This is a genomic window from Aliarcobacter lanthieri, from assembly GCF_013201625.1.
Taxonomy (GTDB): Bacteria; Campylobacterota; Campylobacteria; order Campylobacterales; family Arcobacteraceae; genus Aliarcobacter; species Aliarcobacter lanthieri.
This window is the reverse complement of record NZ_CP053839.1, coordinates 1,640,870-1,659,502: the sequence shown is the minus strand read 5'-3', so window position 1 is coordinate 1,659,502 and position 18,633 is coordinate 1,640,870. Positions and strand designations below refer to the sequence as shown.

Sequence of the window (18,633 nt, the reverse complement as noted above, 5' to 3'; positions counted from 1 at the left end):
TGAAATTAAAGCAAAAAAAAGCTTTGATTTTGCTTTAGTAATAATTATTATTAAAATAGCTTCATAATGCCCTTTATTAGCTCTTTATTGTTCTCATTTTTATCTAAATATTTATCAAGTTTATTTTCTAATTTGTTTATCTTTTTTTCAATTTCCTTTTTTAAATCAATTCTTATTGTTGGATTATTCAAATCATCTTTTAAATCAATACTAAATTCTTTATTTTGTATTTTTATATTAAATTTTCCATCAATATAATTTTTATCAAAATCAATAAAAGTTTTATCAGAAGAAATTTCACTATTTTTACTAATCATTAAGATATTACTTGTAATTTTTTTATTATCTATAATACTAGATATGTTTGTATTTTGGTAAATTTCTTTTGTTAAATCAATTTTTGAAAAATTATTTACTAATTCTGTAAAATTTGTTTTAATAAAATGTCCATTAGGTAAATTTATATTCATGTTTCCATTTTTATTTAAGAGATTATAATCTAAACTTAAATTTATTTTTGAATTAAAAAATATATTTTTATCTAAAGTTTTTAATATGTCATTTAAATTTGCATTTTCTAAATTTAATTTTAAATTCTTATTTTGAGTAAGAAAGTTTAATTTACCATCAAAAATATTTGATATCCCATAAAGTTTGGATTCCTTTATATCTATATTTAATATTCCATTTGTTTTTAAATTTCCATATAATTTTGTATTTATTAAATCATTAAATATTGATAAATCATGAATATCTAAAGAGTAATTTAATTTTGACTTTAAATCAAATAAAGATATATCACCATATAAATTTATTTTTGAAAGTTCATCTATATTTGCAGTAATATTTATTTTATTTATTTTTAACTCAAAGTTATCAATTTTAAATTTAAATTTATTTTGTTTATTATTTATAGTATTTTCAATATATTTTGAAATATATGGGTTCCCAATTTTTGTAAAAATGACAATGTAAAAAATGCCAAGTAAAGTAGAAGATAATATTAATATAGATAAAAATATTTTTTTCATAGTAAACCTTTTAATTAAAAATTTCAAAAATTATATTAAATTTAGCTTATTTTTAGTTTACTTGAAATAAAATTGCAGCTGTCAAAGTGTTAAGTAGGGATACGCAAGCCGAACAGACTTTGCAAATAATATTTTATAAAAGGAAAATAGAATGAAAAAAATCGTTCTTTTAATGCTAGCTATCGCTGGTTTTGCTTTTGCTGCTGATGGTGCAGTTGCAAATGAAACTTTAAAAGCTTACTCTGTAGTTGCTGCAGGTATTGGATTAGGTTTAGCTGCTCTTGGTGGAGCTATTGGTATGGGTAATACTGCTGCTGCAACTATTGCTGGAACTGCTAGAAATCCTGGTCTTGGTGGAAAATTAATGACAACAATGTTCATTGCTTTAGCTATGATTGAAGCTCAAGTTATTTATGCACTTGTTATTGCTATGATTGCATTATATGCAAATCCATTCCTATAGGAATTACAGACTTATAACTCTAAAGGCTAAGAAGTTTCTTCTTAGCCTTTTTTATGCTTATTTTATAAAAGTCATATTAATCTAAAGTTTTAATATAATGTTATATATAATTTACAAATGGAAATTATAAAATTAAAAGAAGTTGACTCAACACAAAATTATATTAAAGATTATATAAAAGTAAATGGATACAAAAATCCTTTGTGTATATTTACAACTTATCAAACAAATGGAATTGGAAGTCGTGGAAATTCTTGGATTGGAGAAAAAGGAAATTTATTTTTCTCTTTTGTTATGAAAAAATCTGATTTACCTCAAGATTTACCGCTACAAAGTGCATCTATATACTTTACATATATATTGAAAATTGTTTTAAAAGATTTTGGTTCAAAAGTTTATATAAAATGGCCAAATGATTTTTATTTTGAAGATAAAAAAATAGGTGGGGCTATTACAACAACAACAAATGAATTATTGTATTGTGGAATAGGATTAAATTTAGTTAAAGTTTCTAATGACTATGGAAATCTTGATATAAGAGTTGATATTGATGAACTTTTAAAAATATATTTTTACAAATTAGATAAAAAGATTTTATGGAAGCAAATTTTTAGTCAATTTAAGTTAGAATTTACAAAATCTAAAATTTTTCAAGCAACTATCGATGGTATAAAAGTATCGCTTGAGAAAGCTATATTAAATAGCGATGGATCTATACAAATTGAAGATAAAAAGGTATTTAGTTTAAGATGACTGAGATTATTTCAATAGCAAATCAAAAAGGTGGTGTAGGTAAAACTACAACTGCAGTTAATTTAAGTGCAGCTTTAGCACTAGATGGTAAAAAAGTTTTACTAATAGATGCAGATCCACAAGCAAATGCAACAACATCGTTAGGATTTCATAGAGATACGTATGAGTACAATATCTATCATGTAATGCTTGGAACAAAAGAGTTAGCAGAAATTATTTTAGATTCTGAAATAGAGAATTTAAAAGTTGCACCTTCAAATATTGGTCTTGTAGGAATTGAAAAAGAGTTCTACAAAAATACAAAAGAGAGAGAACTTGTATTAAAAAGAAAAATTGATACAGTTAAAGCAAGTTATGATTATATAATCATAGATTCACCACCTGCACTTGGACCAATTACAATTAACACTTTAGGAGCTTCTACTTCAGTTTTAATACCAATACAATGTGAATTTTTTGCTTTAGAAGGACTTGCACAATTATTAAATACAATAAAACTTGTAAAACAAACTATTAATAAAAGTTTACAAATAAGAGGATTCTTACCTACAATGTATAGTTCTCAGAATAATTTATCAAAACAAGTTTTTGCAGACTTAGCACAACATTTTGAGAATAAACTGTTTAAAATTGATGATGACTCTTATGTTGTTATTCCAAGGAATATAAAACTTGCAGAGAGTCCAAGTTTTGGAAAACCCATTATGCTTTATGATACAGCTTCAATAGGAACGAAAGCATATACAAATTTAGCAAAAGCAATTATAGGATAATTTTTTAATAGGAAGTAATATGGCACTAGGAAGAGGATTAGGAGAGTTATTAGGTGAAGTTGAAACAGCTTATGGTAATTCAAGTGGAAATTTGAATTCTGGTATTGCAAAAATAGATGTTTCTTTAATAAAACCAAATCCAAATCAGCCAAGGAAAATATTTGATGAAGAAAAACTTCAAGAACTAAGTGATTCTATAAAAGAACATGGTTTACTTCAACCTATAGTAGTAGTTGAAGATAATGATGGAACTTATACTCTAATAGCTGGAGAAAGAAGATTAAGAGCTCATAAACTAGCAAATATTGAAGAAATAAAAGCTATTATTGTAAATGAAGATGAATTAAAACTAAGAGAATTAGCTTTAATTGAGAATATTCAAAGAGATGATTTAAATATTATAGAATTAGCATTTTGTTACGCACAACTTTTAAATGAACATAATATTACTCATGAAGAATTATCAAAAAAAGTTTTTAAAAGTAGAACTTCTATAACAAATACTTTGAGATTATTACAATTAAGTTCTTATGTACAACAATTTTTAGCTACAGATAAACTAACAGCAGGTCATGCAAAAATTATGTTAGGTCTAAATGTTGATGAACAAAAAATGGTTTGTGATACTATAATTGGTCAAAAACTATCAGTAAGAGAAGCTGAAAAATTGATAAAAGATTTAAAAGAAAAAGATAAGCCAAAACCTAAAAAAGAAAGCCAAATAAATTCTTATAATATAAAATCATTAAAATCTTTTACTGAAATACTCAAAAATGATAAAATAAAAGCTAAGATAGATAAAAATTATATTAAGATTGAATTTAACTCTCAAGAAGATATAGATAGATTAGCTAGTTACTTTAATATACAATAAAATCAAAAAATAAATTTTATTTTCCATTTTAATATTTTTTTATAGATATTTTTGCTAAAATTGAAACGTTTTAGTTAAACTAAACTGTAAAAATATGGAGGAATGAATGTTAGACATAAGTCCTGTACTATTGCTTAGCTCTGGTATCATCTTTCTTTTAGTTGTTGCTAGACTAAACAGTTGCTTGTTTAAACCATTATTAAAACATATGGACGAAAGATCTGCATCTATTAAAAAAGATTTAGAAGATGCAAAATCTAATAGTGCTGATGTTGATGGGCTTTTAGTTGAGGCAAATGATATTATTGCTAAAGCTAAAAGAGAAGCTGCTGCTATTAGAGAGCAAGCCTATAAGGAAGCAAAAGATAGTGCTGATGTTAAACTTGCAAGTGCTAAATTAAATTTAGAAGCAAAATCTGCTGAATTTGCTAAAAGCTTACAAGAAGAAACAAGTGCACTTAAAGCCTCTTTATTATCATCAATGCCTCAATTTAACCAAAGCTTAAAAGCTAAGCTTAGTTCAATTTAGGAGAGAATGAATGAAAAGAGTATTACTACTATTAGCTATAGCTATGGTTCCAGTTGCATTGTTTGCAAGTCAAGGTGAGGTTGAGACTGATATTGGTCAAAGAACCTTTAACTTCGTAATATTTGCTGCAATTTTATGGTATTTACTTGCACATAGAATTAAGGCATTTTTTGCTAATAGAACTTTAGGAATTCAAGCTGAACTTGATAAAGTTCAAGATAGCTTAAAAGCTTCTAAAGACAGAGTTACTGAAGCTCAAAAAAAATTAGATGATGCAAAGAAGATTGCTGCTGAAATTATTGAAAGTGCAAAAGCTGATGTAGATTCTATAAAACAAAAAGTTACAACAGCTATTGATTCTGATATTGCTAATCTAAATAAAAATTTAGATGAGATGATAAAAGTTGAGATTTCTAAAGCTAAAAAAGAAGTTGTTGCTGAAATTCTTGATGAGTTATTAAAATCAGACAATATTAAATTATCTCAGGATGAGTTAGTAAATATTGTTCTTAAAAAGGTAGCATAATGAGAGATTTAGTAGCAAAAAGATATGTAAAAGCTCTAATAGATGGAAGAGATCTAAAAGCTATTACAGAAATTAGTGAAAAATTAAATGAAATCTCTTCAGCGTTTAATAGTGATAAATTCAAATCAATTATTACTTCACCAGAAGTTAGTGAAAATGATAAAACAACTTTAGTTATATCTTTAGTTACTGGTGCAAATAGTGCTTTGAATAATTTTATTAAACTACTTGGTGAAAAAAGAAGATTAGACTTATTACCATTAATTGCAAATGATTTAAAAATTCAAATTGCAAAAATGAATAATAGTTACATTGGTGTAGTATATACTAATGAAGAATTACCAAGTAATTATATATCTTCAATAGAAGAGCAATTTAGTAAAAAATTTAATGTAAAACTTTCATTATCACAAAAAGTTGGTGGTTATGATGGTATTAAAGTTGATATTGATGGACTAGGTGTTGAGATATCTTTCTCTAAAGATAGATTAAAATCGCAGTTAATCGATCATATTTTAAAAGCAGTTTAGAACTTATAAAGGAGAAATTGAATGGGTGCAAAAATTCAAGCTGATGAAATCAGTTCTATTATAAAAGAGAGAATTGATAACTTTGAATTAAATGTAGATGTAAACGAAACTGGTAAAATTATCTCTTATGCAGATGGTATTGCTCAAGTTTATGGTCTTAAAAATGTTATGGCTGGTGAGCTTGTAGAGTTTGAAAACGGTGAGAAAGGTCTTGCTTCTAACTTAGAAGAATCTTCTGCTGGTGTTGTTGTTCTTGGAAAAGGAACTGGATTAAGAGAAGGTACATCTTGTAAAAGACTTGGAAAATTATTAGAAGTTCCAGTTGGAGATGGTTTAGTTGGAAGGGTAGTAAATGCTTTAGGTGAGCCTCTTGATGGTAAAGGTGCTATTGTTGCAACTGAGACAAGATTTGTTGAAGAAAAAGCTCCTGGTATTATGTCAAGAAAATCAGTTCATGAGCCATTACAAACTGGTATCAAAGCTATTGATGCTTTAGTTCCAATTGGAAGAGGGCAAAGAGAGTTAATTATTGGAGATAGACAAACTGGTAAAACTACAGTTGCTATTGATACAATCTTAAACCAAAAAGGTGAGAATGTAATTTGTATTTATGTTGCAATTGGTCAAAAAGCATCTTCAGTAGCATCAGTTGTAAGAACACTTGAAGAAGCAGGAGCTATGGATTATACAATTGTTGTAAATGCAAGTGCTGCTGATTCATCAACATTACAATTTTTAGCACCATATGCAGGTGTTACAATGGGTGAATTTTTTAGAGATAATGGAAAACATGCATTAATTATTTATGATGATTTATCAAAACATGCAGTTGCATATAGAGAAATGTCATTAATCTTAAGAAGACCTCCAGGAAGAGAAGCATATCCAGGAGATGTATTCTATTTACATTCAAGATTACTTGAAAGAGCTGCAAAGATGAGTGATGAAAAAGGTGCTGGTTCTTTAACAGCTTTACCTATTATTGAAACTCAAGCAGGAGATGTTGCTGCTTATATTCCTACAAACGTAATTTCTATTACTGATGGACAAATATTCTTAGAAACAAATCTATTTAACTCAGGAATTAGACCTGCTATTAACGTTGGTTTATCTGTATCAAGAGTTGGTGGAGCTGCTCAAATTAAAGCTACAAAACAAGTTGCTGGTACATTAAAACTTTCACTTGCTCAATATAGAGAACTTGAGGCATTTGCTCAGTTTGCATCAGATTTAGATGAAGCAACAAGAAGAGAGTTAGAACTTGGACAAAGAATGGTTGAAGTATTAAAACAAGGTGTTAATAAACCACTTGTGATCGAAAAACAAATTGTAATTATTTATGCTGGTACTAAAGGGTACTTAAATGATATTGCAGTTAAAGATGTTGTTAGATTTGAAGCTGAATTACATACATTTATTGAACAAAAATATTCAAATATCTTAGATGCAATTAAATCAAGTCAAAAAATTGATGATAATACGGAAGCACAATTAAAAGCTGCATTAGAAGAGTTTAAAACTGTATTTAATGCAAATTAAGGATTAGTCTATGGCTAACTTAAAAGAGATAAAATTAAAAATAAATAGTGTTAAAAATACTCAGAAGACTACAAAAGCTATGAAGCTTGTATCTTCAGCAAAACTTACTAGAACAAGACAATTGTCTGAACAATCTAGAAGTTATGCTCAAAAGATAAATGAAGTTCTTTCTGATATTGCAGCACGGGTTAGCAAAGTTCAAGATGAAGGAAATATTGGTAGAGCATTTTTACAAAATGATAATCCAAAAACAGTTGATATTGTTTTTGTAACTGCTGATAAAGGGCTTTGCGGTGGTTTTAATATGTCTACAATTAAGACTGTTAGTAAATTGATTTCAGAATATGAAACAAAAGGTGTAAAAGTTAGATTAAGAGCTGCTGGAAGAAAAGGAGTTGATTTCTTCTCTTTCCAAGGTCAAACTATTGAGCAAAAAGCAATTGAACTATCTTCTGCTCCAGATTATGAAAAAGCTGCAAGTTTTATTCATGATGTTGTTGAAGATTTTAAAAATGAAGTTACTGATAAAATAATAATTGTTTATAATGGTTTCTTAAATATGTTATCTCAAGAGATAAGAGTAAGAGAATTATTACCAATTAGTTTAGAGGAAGTTGAAATTACTGAAACTACTTCTATGTTAAATATTGAACCAGACGATGATGATGAAGTATTAAAAGAATTAACTGAAAAATATATTGATTTCAATATGTATTATGCATTAATTGATTCTTTAGCTGCTGAACATAGTGCTAGAATGCAAGCTATGGAAGCTGCAAGTAAGAATGCAAAAGAGAAAGTTAATAGTTTAACAGTTGAATATAATAAAGCAAGACAAGCTGCAATTACAACAGAGCTGATAGAGATTATCAGTGGTGTTGAAGCATTAAAATAATTTAATAAGGAGTTGCCCGTATGAAAGGTAAAATTATTCAGGTAATGGGTCCAGTTGTAGACGTAGAGTTTGATGGATACTTACCAGAAATTAATGAAGCTATTGATGTTACATTAGCTGATACTACTAAAGATAGATTAGTATTAGAAGTTGCTGCACATATTGGTGATAGCAGAGTAAGAACTATTGCTATGGATATGACAGAAGGATTAGTTAGAGGTCAAGAGTGTATAGCTACTGGTGGACCAATTAAAGTTCCTGTTGGTGAAGCAGTTTTAGGAAGAATTTTCAACGTAATTGGTGATCCAGTTGATGAAGGTGCTGCTATCCCTGCTGATGTTGAAAGATGGTCAATTCATAGATCAGCTCCAACATTTGAAGAGCAATCAACAAAAACTGAAATGTTCGAAACAGGTATTAAAGTAGTTGATTTACTTGCTCCATACTCAAAAGGTGGAAAAGTAGGACTATTTGGAGGTGCTGGAGTTGGTAAAACAGTTATTATTATGGAATTAATACATAACGTTGCTTTTAAACACTCTGGATATTCAGTATTTGCTGGAGTTGGTGAAAGAACAAGAGAAGGAAATGACCTTTATCACGAAATGAAAGATTCAAACGTTTTAGATAAAGTTGCACTGTGCTATGGGCAAATGAGTGAACCACCAGGTGCAAGAAATAGAATTGCATTAACAGGTCTTACAATGGCTGAGTATTTTAGAGATGAAAAAGGACTAGATGTTCTTATGTTTATCGATAATATTTTTAGATTTGCACAATCAGGTTCTGAAATGTCAGCACTTTTAGGAAGAATTCCTTCAGCTGTTGGATACCAACCAACACTTGCTTCAGAAATGGGGAAATTACAAGAAAGAATTACTTCAACTTCTAAAGGTTCTATTACTTCTGTTCAAGCTGTTTATGTACCAGCTGATGACTTAACTGACCCAGCTCCTGCTTCAGTTTTTGCTCACTTAGATGCAACTACAGTTTTAAATAGAAAAATTGCTGAAAAAGGTATCTATCCAGCAGTTGATCCACTAGATTCTACTTCAAGAATTTTAAGTGCAGATATTATTGGACAAGAACATTATAATACAGCAAGAGGTGTTCAATCTGTATTACAAAAATATAAAGATTTACAAGATATTATTGCTATTCTTGGTATGGATGAGTTATCTGAAAATGATAAACTTATTGTTGCAAGAGCTAGAAAAATTGAAAGATTCTTATCTCAACCATTCTTCGTTGCAGAAGTATTTACAGGAAGCCCAGGTAAATATGTTGAATTAAAAGATACTATTGCAGGATTCCAAGGAATTCTAGATGGTAAATATGATAGCATTCCTGAAATGGCATTCTATATGGTTGGTGGAATCGACGAGGTTCTAGCAAAAGCTGAGAAAATGAAATAATAAATACCATTAAGGAAAAAACTTATGGATACAATTAAATTATCAATCGTTACTCCAACTGGAACGATTTTTAATGAGAGTGTTAAAAGTGTAACTCTCCCTGGAAAAGAGGGAGAGTTTGGAGTACTTCCAGGACACTCATCATTAGTATCGACTCTAAATGTTGGAGTAATTGTTATTGAAAAAATTGATTCTACAGAAGCTGTTGCTATTAATTGGGGACATGTTAAAGTAGATGAACAATCAGTTGATGTATTAGTTGATGGAGCTATTGCATTAACTTCTGGAAAAGATTCAGAAATAGCAAAAAATATTGAAGCAGCAAAAGAGTTAGTTAATTCAGTGAAAGATTCTAGTGTATCTTTAGCTGCAGTTGAAGCAAAAATCAACTCGTTTGCATAAAAAATATGATTTCTACATTACTAAATTATTTGGCAAATAGTAGCGCTATAACTTATATAGTTTTAGCGCTATTGTCAACTTATACAGTAGCTGTTTTTTGGATATTTTTCTATAGAAATAGTGCATTGAATAGGTTAATATCAAATGAAAAAAGAGCTTTGGAATCATTAACTTCAGGACAAGGTAGATTTTCACCATTATCATTATTAAATCAATGTTCAAGTGGTTCTACATCTAAAGAGATTTTACATGCTTGTGAAATTAATATTATTAAAGATGCTAGTGTTGGTATTTCTTGGCTTGCCATAATATCATCAACATCACCATTTATTGGTCTTTTTGGAACGGTTATTGGAATATTAGAATCATTTGCTGTATTTGCAAATGAATCAAAAGTTTCATTTTCTATTATAGCACCAGCAATTAGTGAAGCATTAGTAGCAACAGCTGCCGGTATTTTTGTTGCAATTTTCGCTTATACATTCCATCAAATTCTTTCAAGAAAAATTTATGAATTAAATATTTTTCTAAAAGCTCAATCAGAAATTTTAGTAGCTAAAGGGTAACCAGTGTTTGATTTTAATCAAAAGCCAGATTTGAATATTACTCCTTTAGTTGATATTATGCTAGTTTTATTAGCAATACTAATGGTTACTGCACCAGTAATTGAGTTTGAAGAACCTATAAATCTTCCAACTGGAAGTAAGTCACAACAAGTTCAAGATGTTCAAAAAATTGATATTATTATCACAAAAGATAGAGTTGTTACATTAAATAAAAATAAAGTTGAGATATCGAATTTTGCAGATAGTTTTTTACTATTTTCAAGAGGTAAAGATCAAAATACACCTATACATATTAGAGCTGACAAAAGCTTGAAATATGATGATATTGTTTATGTATTAAAATCAGTTAAAGAAGCAGGCTTTTTTAAAGTAGCTTTAGTTACAGATGGGTAAAGATGCAAAATAATTCTTCTTTTATTGTTTCAGGTATTATTGCTTTTTCAATATATTTTTTTATATGTTTTCTTGTAATGTTTTATATTTTTACTCCAAACAAAGATGCTATTAATATTACACCTAATTCTACAACTATAGAATTAGATATGATAGAGGAAGTAGCTGAAAAGAAAATGGTTGAAAGAAAAGTAGAAAAAATTATAAAGCAAGAAGAAGTAGTTGAAAAATCTACTTCAGCTTCAAATGAAAAAAAACCAGATTTAAAATCTTTATTTGCAAATGTTAAGGAGACTGCTCCAAAAGTTGTAAAAGAAGAAGTTAATAATATTGAGAAATCTATTGATCCAAAAAGATTTAAATCTAAATTTGAAAAAGAGAAAAAATCATCAAATATTAAAATAGATAAACTTTTAGAAGATGAAAAAACTACAACTGATTCAAAAGTTAAAAGTTCTGCTAAAGGTGATGCCAATGATGATTATGGTAGTAAACTTTATGAAATATTACAAGCTGGAGCTCCAATTTCTTATGATACAACTATTGTAGCAAGAGTAATTGTAATGGTTGATGCAAATGGAAGGTTTGATTATAAGTTCCAGAGTAAATCAAAAGATGAGGCTTATAATGAAGCCTTAAGATCGTATTTAGATACTCAAAAAGGAGTACCATATCCTATACCACCAAATGGAAAGGGTGTAAGATATTCAGTTGATTTTAAATTTGAAGGATAAAATTATGTTAAGAATATTTTTAGTTATATCTTTAATGTTAAGTTCTCTTTTTGCAGAAGTTGATGGTCATTTAGATATTGTAAAAAAAGGAATGATTTTACCAAAGGTTGTGGTTTCTATTGCACCAGATTCTTTGGAAAAAGATACATTAAGTAAAATTCGTAAAGCTTTAGTAGACGATTTCAATGTTAGTGGACATTTTGAAGTATCTAGTGCTACTAGCTTAACAGCTTATGACAGCTTACCAGATATTTTAGGATTATCTAATCAAGGGATAAATCTATATATTAATTTATCAGCTAAAAAAGAAGCAGGTGGTAATTATACTTTAATGACAAAGCTTTATGATATAAATTCAAGAGCTTTAGTTTTAGAAAAAAATTATACAACATCTTTAGAAGAGAGATTTGTATTTTTAGCTCATAAAGCAGCAATATCAATTAACGATCATTTTAAAGCACCAAGTATTGCTTGGATGGATAAATTTGTAGTTTTCTCAGTATATGATGGTCCTAATAAAGCTGATATTATGATAGGGGATTACACTTTAACTTATAAAAAAAGAGTTGTAACTGGTGGATTAAATATTTTCCCTAAATGGGCAGATAAAGAACAAAAAACTATATATTATACATCTTATAATTATAAAAAACCAACTTTAATTAAATTAAATATATATAATAGAAGTAAAGAAGTTATTATGGATTCAGATGGAATGCTTGCTTGTTCTGATGTAAATGCTGATGGTTCTAAAATTCTTGTTACTGCTTCACCAAATGGACAACCAGATATCTTTTTATATAACACAAAAACTAAATCTAAGACACAAATTACAAAGTATAGTGGAATTGATGTAGGTGGTCAGTTTGTAGAAAATGATTCAAAAATAGTTTTTGTTTCTGATAGATTAGGGAATCCAAATATTTTTGCTCAGAGTATTGGTTCTACAGCAGTTGAAAGATTAGTTTTTCATAGTAACAACAACTCTTCAGTTACATCACATGGTAACAATATTATATTTAGTAGTAAAGATGCTAGTAATGAATTAGGTAAGAGTTTTAATTTATATCTTATATCTACAAGATCGGATAGCTTAAAAAGATTAACTTCAAGTGGAGTAAATCAATTTCCTAAATTTTCTCCAGATGGAGAAAGTGTTTTATTTATTAAAACATTTGGAGAAGCAAGTTCAATTGGTATTATTAGATTAGAACATAATAAATCTTTCTTATTTCCACTTTCTGGTAAGAGAATTCAATCTATTGATTGGTAGAAAAATGGGAGATTATTAACTAATCTTCCCTTTTTTGTAAAATCCCCTTTTATTATACACATAAAACAAAAAAATATAAACAATAATTAAGTTTTAGTTTAGTAATATTTCTTGAAAATTTTATTTTAAGGAAAAATAATGAAAAAGTTAGGTCTTTATTCTGTTTTAGTTTCAGCTTTACTATTTACTACTGGTTGTAGTGAAAAAAATGCTGATGTAAATGATGTTGTTGCTCCATCTGAGTCTGTAACTACTGAAGCGCCAATCCAAGATGGTACTTTATTAGAAAGAGCTGGAAATGGTAACTACTATATGATTAATGGACAAAGAGTTTTAATAGAACATGTTTACTTTGATTTCGATAAATATAGCTTAACTGCTACAAATAAAGAAAAAGCTGTAAACAATGCTTCTAAATTATCTCAAGTTTCTTCAGATACTACAATTAAAGTATTTGGAAATACAGATGAGTGGGGAAGTGATGAGTATAACTATGCTTTAGGTTTAAAAAGAGCAAATGCTGTTAAAGATGTTTTAGTAGCAAATGGTGTTTCAACTAATATTACTATGGTTTCTTTAGGTGAAAGCAATCCTGTTTGTACTGAAAAAACAAAAGAGTGCTGGGCAAAAAACAGAAGAGTTGAGCACGAATTAGAAAAATAATTTGATGAAAAAAATTCTACCATTACTATTAGTAATATCTTCATTAACCGTAGCCGAAGAGGTTTCGGTTTATGGAGGAGCAAAATCAGACAGTTCTTATGGACTAACATCTACTGAGAAACATATCTTAAAAAACCAATCAAATATAAGTGATTTATCTTCTAAACTCGATGAAGTTAGTAGTTTAGTAAAATCTATTAATGGAAGATTAGAGGGCTTAGAATCTACATATGAAGGTGATTCAAAAAAATTAAATGATTTATCTTTAAAATTAAATCAATCTTCAGATTTAGCTTCTAACGAGCCAGCTTCAAATATAAATGAATCAGATTTAAACAATTTGAAAGCTGCTATTACAAAATTGACAACATTAGTAAATAAAATAAATGCAGAATATGTATCTTCTAGTGAATTAGAGAAAAATATGCAACAATTTGTTACTAGAGAAGAATTTGAGGCTGTAAAGAAAGCTATGGGGATTAAAACACCACAATCAAATCCTACAAATATGAAAGAAAATAAAAGTGATAGTGTTACAACAACAGATACAACTTCTGGTTTTGGAGATTTAAAAACAGCTGAGGCAAGAGCAAAACTTATGTCTGAGGCTAAAAAGGATTTTGATTCAAAACTTTATACAAATGCTATACCTAAATTTGAAAAACTTGTAGAATTGAACTATAAACCAGCTGAGAATAACTATTATTTAGGTGAAATGTGGTTTAAAAGAAAAAAATATGATCAATCAATTACGTATTATAAAAGATCAGCTATATTAAATGACAAAGCTTCTTATATGCCATCACTATTGCTAAATAGTGGTATATCATTTGAAAATATAAAAGATAAAGAAAATGCTAAAAATTTTTATAGTACTTTAATAGAACTTTATCCAAAAAGTTCAGAAGCAAAAACTGCGAAAGCAAATTTATCAAAATTATAAAAGGATTAAAATATGTCAAATAAAGTAATAGGTATAGAATATACATTAAAAGACGCAAAAACTGGTGAGCAATTAGATACAAATGTTGGTCAAGCTCCATTAGAATTTATTTCTGGAAAAGGTCAAATTATTCCAGGTTTAGAAGATAAATTAGTTAATATGACAGCAAATGAAGAAGCAGATGTTTTGGTTGAGCCAAAAGATGCTTATGGAGAGTACAATGATGAAGCTATCCAAACTTTACCAAAAGAGCAGTTTGCTGGTATAGAATTAGTTGAAGGTATGAGTTTATATGGAACTGGTGAACATGGAGAGACAGTTCAAGTTGTAGTTAAATCTTTTAATGATAATGAAGTTACTATTGATTATAACCATCCAATGGCTGGAAGAACTTTAATGTTTAGCGTTGCTATTCTAAGTCTGAGAGATGCAACAGAAGAAGAAGTTCAAACTGGTGTTGTTGGTGGAATGGCTGCAATGGCTGGTGGTTGTTGTGGAGGTGGCGGACATGGTCACTCACATGGTGGTTGCGGATGCGCAAGTGGAGATGATCACGAACATTCACATGGTGGATGTGGAACAGGACATGGTCACTCACATGGTGGATGTGGTTGCCACTAATTTTTAATAAAATATAGTTTAGTATTTGCCCAAGTGTATGTTTACATTTGGGCAAAACTATTTTTAAGGGCTTAATTGGAGTCTTTAAATATGGTTTTTAATCAAAATTTAAAAAAAGGTTTATTATGAAAAAAGTTGCTTTTATTTTCCCTGGACAAGGAAGTCAAACTATTGGAATGGGAAAAGATTTTTTTGAAAATAGTGAAATTGCAAAAGATATGGTAAAAAAAGCAAGTCAAAGATTAAATATTGATTTTGAAAAACTTTTGTTTGAGGAAAATGATAACTTAGGAAAGACAGAGTTTACACAACCAGCTATTTTACTTGTGAGTGCTATTGCTCTTACAATTTTTAAAGAAAAATGTGAAATAGAACCAGAGTTTGTATTAGGGCACTCTTTAGGAGAATTTACTGCTCTTGTTTCTGCTGGTGGGATTGATTATTTAGATGCATTAGAGCTTGTAAATAAAAGAGGAATTTTTATGAATGAAGCTTGTAGTGGTGGTGGTGCTGGTATGATGGCTTTAGTTGGAATAGATGATGAAACAGTTGAAAAAATATGTAAAGAACAAAGAGCTTCTGGAAAAAAAGTTTGGCCAGCAAACTATAACATGGATGGACAACTTGTTCTTGCTGGATTAAAAGCAGATTTAGAAAGTCTTGTTGATACATTTAAAAGTGCTGGAGCTAAAAGAGCATTAGTTCTTGATATGAGTGTTGCAAGTCATTGTGAGCTTCTACAAAGTGCAGTTGAAAATTTAAAACCATATTTACAAGAATTTTTATTAGATGAATTTTCTCCTGTAATTGCAAATGTAAGTGCAGAGTCTTATACAACAAAAGATGAGGCAATAGAACTTTTGTCTTCACAACTTGTAAGTCCAGTAAAATACAAGCAATCAATTAAATCAAATGCTAGTAAAGTTGATTTATTTATTGAATTTGGAAATGGTGCTGTTTTAAAAGGTTTAAATAAAAAATCAACAGATAAACCAACTTTAAATGTATCAGATATGAAAACATTAGAAGAAACTTTAGGAGCATTAAATGACTAAATTAGCTATTATGGGAGCAATGGAAGAAGAAATTGAACCTCTTTTATCATATTTTGATAATATAAATATTGTAGAATATGCAGATAATAAATATTATGAGGTAAATTATAAAGGTCTTAATATTGTAATAGCTTATTCAAAAATAGGAAAAGTTTTTGCAAGTCTTACTGCTTCTACTATGATTCAAAAGTTTTCTTGTGATACTCTACTTTTTTCAGGAGTTGCAGGAGCAATAAATCCAAATTTACATATTGGTGATTTAATAATTGCTAATAAACTTTGTCAACATGATTTAGATATTACAGCTTTTGGACATAAAAATGGTTATGTTCCAGGTGGAAAGATTTTTGTTGAAACTTCAGAAGAACTACGACAAATTGCTAAAAAAGTTGCAGTTCAAAATAGTTTAAAAGTAATAGAAGGAACTATTGCTACTGGTGATCAATTTGTTCATTCATCTGAGAGAAAAGATTTTATTCAGAATATTTTTAATGCAGATGCTTTAGAAATGGAAGGTGCAAGTGTTGCTGTAGTTTGTGATGCTTTAAATATTCCATTTTTTATTTTAAGAGCGATTTCAGATAGTGCTGATATGGATGCAGGATTTGATTTTGATGAATTTTTACAAATGAGTGCAAAGAATTCTGCTGATTATATAATGAAAATAGTAGAAGAACTTATTAAGTAATAAACTCTTAATAAGCTTTTTTTTTGTAGATATATCCTATACTTTCTTTAAACACTTTAAAGGATTTATATGGATAATTTATACAGAATTGAAAAAGATTTCTTAGGTGAAAAAGAGATAGAAAATGATAAGTATTATGGTATTCAAACTTTAAGAGCTAGAGAGAATTTCAATATTACTACAATTGGAATTTCATTATTCCCAAATTTTATAATATCTTTAGCAAAAGTAAAAAAAGCTTGCGCTTTAACAAACTTTGAATTAGGTGATTTAAGTGAACTTCAAAAAAATGCTATTGTAGAGGCTTGCGATAAAATTATTTCTGGAGAATTTCATGATCAGTTTATTGTAGATCCAATACAAGGTGGTGCAGGAACTTCTACAAATATGAATGCAAATGAAGTTATAGCAAATATTGCTTTAGAAATTTTAGGACACCCAAAAGGTTCATATAATATTATTCATCCAAATAATCATGTAAATATGAGCCAATCTACAAATGATGCTTACCCAACAGCAATAAAAATAACTTTATATGAATTAATATTTAAATTACAAGATAGCCTTAAAATTTTAAGAGATGCTTTTTATGAAAAGGCAGTTGAATTTAAAGATATTCTAAAAATGGGAAGAACTCAACTTCAAGATGCTGTTCCTATGACTTTAGGACAAGAGTTTAAAACTTATGCAAGTATGATTGATGATGATATCTTAAGACTTTCGAAAGCTCAAAATATGTTACGCGAAGTAAATCTTGGAGCAACTGCTATAGGAACAGGTATAAATACAAAGCCAGAATACCAGGAACTGGTAATTAAAAATTTAGTACTTGTTACTGGAACAGATTATTATAAAGCACATGATATGATAGAAGCTACTCAAGATACTGGTTCTTTTGTACAAATTTCTGGAAGATTTAAATCCATTGCTATAAAAGTATCAAAAATATGTAATGATTTAAGGCTTTTAAGTTCAGGTCCACGTGCAGGATTAAATGAAATAAATCTTCCTCCAATGCAACCAGGAAGTTCTATAATGCCTGGAAAAGTTAACCCAGTTATGCCTGAAGTTGTAAATCAAGTTGCATTTGATGTAATAGGAGCTGATGTAACTATTTCAATGGCAAGTGAACATGGACAATTACAGTTAAATGTATTTGAACCAATTATTGCATATAAACTATTTATTTCTATAAATATGATGAGAAGAGCTTTTGAAAGTTTAGCTGAAAAATGTATAAAAGGAATTACTGCTAATCCAGAAATTTGTATGAATAATGTTTTAAATTCTGCAACTTTAGTGACTTCATTAAATCCAATTTTAGGATATGAAAAAAGTTCAGCTGTTGCAAAAGAAGCTTTAAGAACTGGAAAAAGAGTTTATGATATTTTATTAGAACAAGAATTATTTACAAAAGAGGAATTAGAAGAGTTACTTCAACCAAAGAATATGGTTCATAACTATGATAAAATCTAAAATTACAGTGATAAATACAGGTGGAACTTTCAATAAAAGATACAATTCTTTAAATGGATTGTTGGAAGTTCCAAATGATAGTTTAGCTTTAGATGAAATTATTTGTTATATATATAACATTGATTTTGAAGTTTTAAATATAATTTCTAAAGATAGCTTAGATATGAATGATGATGATAGAAATTTGATAGTTAATACTATAAAAGAGTGTGAAAATAAAAATATCATTATAGTACATGGGACAGATACTATGAATTTAACAGCTTCTTTTATAGATAAATATATAAAAAATAAAAATATAGTTTTAACTGGAGCTATGGTTCCTATTTCTATAAATAAAGTTGAAGCAACATTGAATTTTTCTAGTGCAATAGGTTTTTTAAATTCTAAAATAGAAAATGGAATTTATATATCTATGCATGGAAGTATAAAAAATTATAATAATCTTGTAAAAAATAGAGAAATAGGTCAATTCTTAATTAAGGAATAAT

Annotated in this window: 23 protein-coding genes; 22 read left to right on the top strand and 1 reads right to left on the bottom strand. The window is 28.4% G+C overall.

The window, feature by feature from the left end:
- Window positions 1-50: 50 nt before the first annotated feature.
- Entirely contained in the window at window positions 51-1,031 is a 981-nt protein-coding gene (locus ALANTH_RS08390; RefSeq protein WP_026808117.1) for an AsmA family protein, read from the bottom strand.
- Between the two features lie 151 nt (window positions 1,032-1,182).
- On the opposite strand from ALANTH_RS08390, the gene ALANTH_RS08385 reads away from it, so the two are divergent.
- From ALANTH_RS08385 to ALANTH_RS08280, 22 genes are all read left to right on the top strand, one after another.
- Window positions 1,183-1,494: a F0F1 ATP synthase subunit C gene (locus tag ALANTH_RS08385; RefSeq protein ID WP_026804773.1), complete on the top strand. Its 312-nt coding sequence runs from the start codon at window positions 1,183-1,185 to the stop codon at window positions 1,492-1,494.
- 117 nt (window positions 1,495-1,611) lie between these two features.
- Window positions 1,612-2,247, top strand: a complete 636-nt coding sequence (locus tag ALANTH_RS08380) for a biotin--[acetyl-CoA-carboxylase] ligase (protein ID WP_026808116.1) — start codon at window positions 1,612-1,614, stop codon at window positions 2,245-2,247.
- Window positions 2,244-3,020 (top strand): ParA family protein, encoded by a 777-nt coding sequence (locus ALANTH_RS08375; RefSeq protein WP_026804771.1) that lies wholly within the window; start codon window positions 2,244-2,246, stop codon window positions 3,018-3,020. The genes ALANTH_RS08380 and ALANTH_RS08375 overlap by 4 nt, the downstream gene beginning before the upstream one ends.
- A gap of 19 nt (window positions 3,021-3,039) precedes the next feature.
- Window positions 3,040-3,894, top strand: a complete 855-nt coding sequence (locus tag ALANTH_RS08370; protein WP_026804770.1) for a ParB/RepB/Spo0J family partition protein — start codon at window positions 3,040-3,042, stop codon at window positions 3,892-3,894.
- Window positions 3,895-4,000: 106 nt separating this feature from the next.
- Complete coding sequence (locus tag ALANTH_RS08365) at window positions 4,001-4,423, top strand: F0F1 ATP synthase subunit B family protein (protein WP_026804769.1); 423 nt, start codon at window positions 4,001-4,003, stop codon at window positions 4,421-4,423.
- 10 nt (window positions 4,424-4,433) lie between these two features.
- The gene (locus ALANTH_RS08360) at window positions 4,434-4,949 is read left to right on the top strand and encodes a F0F1 ATP synthase subunit B (RefSeq protein ID WP_026804768.1); all 516 of its coding nucleotides are present in this window, start codon (window positions 4,434-4,436) and stop codon (window positions 4,947-4,949) included.
- Window positions 4,949-5,479: a F0F1 ATP synthase subunit delta gene (locus tag ALANTH_RS08355; protein WP_026808115.1), complete on the top strand. Its 531-nt coding sequence runs from the start codon at window positions 4,949-4,951 to the stop codon at window positions 5,477-5,479. The genes ALANTH_RS08360 and ALANTH_RS08355 overlap by 1 nt, the downstream gene beginning before the upstream one ends.
- Before the next feature lie 21 nt (window positions 5,480-5,500).
- Window positions 5,501-7,018 (top strand): F0F1 ATP synthase subunit alpha, encoded by a 1,518-nt coding sequence (gene atpA / locus ALANTH_RS08350; RefSeq protein WP_026804766.1) that lies wholly within the window; start codon window positions 5,501-5,503, stop codon window positions 7,016-7,018.
- 10 nt (window positions 7,019-7,028) lie between these two features.
- The gene (gene atpG, locus ALANTH_RS08345) at window positions 7,029-7,913 is read left to right on the top strand and encodes an ATP synthase F1 subunit gamma (protein WP_026804765.1); all 885 of its coding nucleotides are present in this window, start codon (window positions 7,029-7,031) and stop codon (window positions 7,911-7,913) included.
- Window positions 7,914-7,933: 20 nt separating this feature from the next.
- The gene (gene atpD, locus ALANTH_RS08340; RefSeq protein ID WP_026808114.1) at window positions 7,934-9,328 is read left to right on the top strand and encodes a F0F1 ATP synthase subunit beta; all 1,395 of its coding nucleotides are present in this window, start codon (window positions 7,934-7,936) and stop codon (window positions 9,326-9,328) included.
- 24 nt (window positions 9,329-9,352) lie between these two features.
- Complete coding sequence (atpC, locus tag ALANTH_RS08335; RefSeq protein WP_026804763.1) at window positions 9,353-9,730, top strand: ATP synthase F1 subunit epsilon; 378 nt, start codon at window positions 9,353-9,355, stop codon at window positions 9,728-9,730.
- A 71-nt stretch (window positions 9,731-9,801) separates the two neighbouring features.
- Window positions 9,802-10,296, top strand: a complete 495-nt coding sequence (locus ALANTH_RS08330; RefSeq protein ID WP_228282870.1) for a MotA/TolQ/ExbB proton channel family protein — start codon at window positions 9,802-9,804, stop codon at window positions 10,294-10,296.
- A 3-nt stretch (window positions 10,297-10,299) separates the two neighbouring features.
- Complete coding sequence (locus ALANTH_RS08325; RefSeq protein WP_026804761.1) at window positions 10,300-10,689, top strand: biopolymer transporter ExbD; 390 nt, start codon at window positions 10,300-10,302, stop codon at window positions 10,687-10,689.
- Window positions 10,690-10,691: 2 nt separating this feature from the next.
- Window positions 10,692-11,423, top strand: a complete 732-nt coding sequence (locus tag ALANTH_RS08320) for a TonB C-terminal domain-containing protein (protein WP_026804760.1) — start codon at window positions 10,692-10,694, stop codon at window positions 11,421-11,423.
- A gap of 4 nt (window positions 11,424-11,427) precedes the next feature.
- On the top strand, window positions 11,428-12,696 hold the full coding sequence (gene tolB, locus ALANTH_RS08315) for a Tol-Pal system protein TolB (protein WP_026808112.1): 1,269 nt from the start codon (window positions 11,428-11,430) through the stop codon (window positions 12,694-12,696).
- Between the two features lie 138 nt (window positions 12,697-12,834).
- The gene (locus ALANTH_RS08310) at window positions 12,835-13,359 is read left to right on the top strand and encodes an OmpA family protein (protein WP_026804758.1); all 525 of its coding nucleotides are present in this window, start codon (window positions 12,835-12,837) and stop codon (window positions 13,357-13,359) included.
- Between the two features lie 4 nt (window positions 13,360-13,363).
- Complete coding sequence (locus ALANTH_RS08305; protein WP_026804757.1) at window positions 13,364-14,302, top strand: tetratricopeptide repeat protein; 939 nt, start codon at window positions 13,364-13,366, stop codon at window positions 14,300-14,302.
- Window positions 14,303-14,314: 12 nt separating this feature from the next.
- Window positions 14,315-14,923, top strand: a complete 609-nt coding sequence (locus tag ALANTH_RS08300; protein WP_026808111.1) for an FKBP-type peptidyl-prolyl cis-trans isomerase — start codon at window positions 14,315-14,317, stop codon at window positions 14,921-14,923.
- Between the two features lie 125 nt (window positions 14,924-15,048).
- Window positions 15,049-15,978, top strand: coding sequence for an ACP S-malonyltransferase (gene fabD / locus ALANTH_RS08295; protein ID WP_026808110.1), 930 nt, complete (start codon window positions 15,049-15,051; stop codon window positions 15,976-15,978).
- Window positions 15,971-16,666 carry a 5'-methylthioadenosine/adenosylhomocysteine nucleosidase gene (locus tag ALANTH_RS08290; protein WP_026804754.1) on the top strand — a complete coding sequence of 232 codons (696 nt, stop codon included), beginning with the start codon at window positions 15,971-15,973 and terminating at the stop codon, window positions 16,664-16,666. The genes fabD and ALANTH_RS08290 overlap by 8 nt, the downstream gene beginning before the upstream one ends.
- A 69-nt stretch (window positions 16,667-16,735) precedes the next feature.
- Window positions 16,736-18,142 carry an aspartate ammonia-lyase gene (aspA, locus tag ALANTH_RS08285; RefSeq protein WP_026804753.1) on the top strand — a complete coding sequence of 469 codons (1,407 nt, stop codon included), beginning with the start codon at window positions 16,736-16,738 and terminating at the stop codon, window positions 18,140-18,142.
- Window positions 18,129-18,632, top strand: a complete 504-nt coding sequence (locus ALANTH_RS08280) for an asparaginase domain-containing protein (protein ID WP_026808109.1) — start codon at window positions 18,129-18,131, stop codon at window positions 18,630-18,632. Before aspA ends, ALANTH_RS08280 begins: the two co-directional genes overlap by 14 nt.
- Window position 18,633 lies beyond the last annotated feature (1 nt).

Coding starts and splice junctions, on each gene's coding strand:
- ALANTH_RS08365 (WP_026804769.1), top strand. CDS start 4,001: ATGTTAGACATAAGTCCTGTACTATTGCTTAGCTCTGGTATCATCTTT.
- fabD (WP_026808110.1), top strand. CDS start 15,049: ATGAAAAAAGTTGCTTTTATTTTCCCTGGACAAGGAAGTCAAACTATT.
- ALANTH_RS08280 (WP_026808109.1), top strand. CDS start 18,129: ATGATAAAATCTAAAATTACAGTGATAAATACAGGTGGAACTTTCAAT.
- ALANTH_RS08380 (WP_026808116.1), top strand. CDS start 1,612: ATGGAAATTATAAAATTAAAAGAAGTTGACTCAACACAAAATTATATT.
- ALANTH_RS08310 (WP_026804758.1), top strand. CDS start 12,835: ATGAAAAAGTTAGGTCTTTATTCTGTTTTAGTTTCAGCTTTACTATTT.
- ALANTH_RS08355 (WP_026808115.1), top strand. CDS start 4,949: ATGAGAGATTTAGTAGCAAAAAGATATGTAAAAGCTCTAATAGATGGA.
- ALANTH_RS08390 (WP_026808117.1), bottom strand. CDS start 1,031: ATGAAAAAAATATTTTTATCTATATTAATATTATCTTCTACTTTACTT.
- ALANTH_RS08385 (WP_026804773.1), top strand. CDS start 1,183: ATGAAAAAAATCGTTCTTTTAATGCTAGCTATCGCTGGTTTTGCTTTT.
- aspA (WP_026804753.1), top strand. CDS start 16,736: ATGGATAATTTATACAGAATTGAAAAAGATTTCTTAGGTGAAAAAGAG.
- atpG (WP_026804765.1), top strand. CDS start 7,029: ATGGCTAACTTAAAAGAGATAAAATTAAAAATAAATAGTGTTAAAAAT.
- atpA (WP_026804766.1), top strand. CDS start 5,501: ATGGGTGCAAAAATTCAAGCTGATGAAATCAGTTCTATTATAAAAGAG.
- ALANTH_RS08305 (WP_026804757.1), top strand. CDS start 13,364: ATGAAAAAAATTCTACCATTACTATTAGTAATATCTTCATTAACCGTA.
- ALANTH_RS08360 (WP_026804768.1), top strand. CDS start 4,434: ATGAAAAGAGTATTACTACTATTAGCTATAGCTATGGTTCCAGTTGCA.
- atpC (WP_026804763.1), top strand. CDS start 9,353: ATGGATACAATTAAATTATCAATCGTTACTCCAACTGGAACGATTTTT.
- ALANTH_RS08300 (WP_026808111.1), top strand. CDS start 14,315: ATGTCAAATAAAGTAATAGGTATAGAATATACATTAAAAGACGCAAAA.
- ALANTH_RS08375 (WP_026804771.1), top strand. CDS start 2,244: ATGACTGAGATTATTTCAATAGCAAATCAAAAAGGTGGTGTAGGTAAA.
- ALANTH_RS08290 (WP_026804754.1), top strand. CDS start 15,971: ATGACTAAATTAGCTATTATGGGAGCAATGGAAGAAGAAATTGAACCT.
- atpD (WP_026808114.1), top strand. CDS start 7,934: ATGAAAGGTAAAATTATTCAGGTAATGGGTCCAGTTGTAGACGTAGAG.
- ALANTH_RS08370 (WP_026804770.1), top strand. CDS start 3,040: ATGGCACTAGGAAGAGGATTAGGAGAGTTATTAGGTGAAGTTGAAACA.
- tolB (WP_026808112.1), top strand. CDS start 11,428: ATGTTAAGAATATTTTTAGTTATATCTTTAATGTTAAGTTCTCTTTTT.
- ALANTH_RS08320 (WP_026804760.1), top strand. CDS start 10,692: ATGCAAAATAATTCTTCTTTTATTGTTTCAGGTATTATTGCTTTTTCA.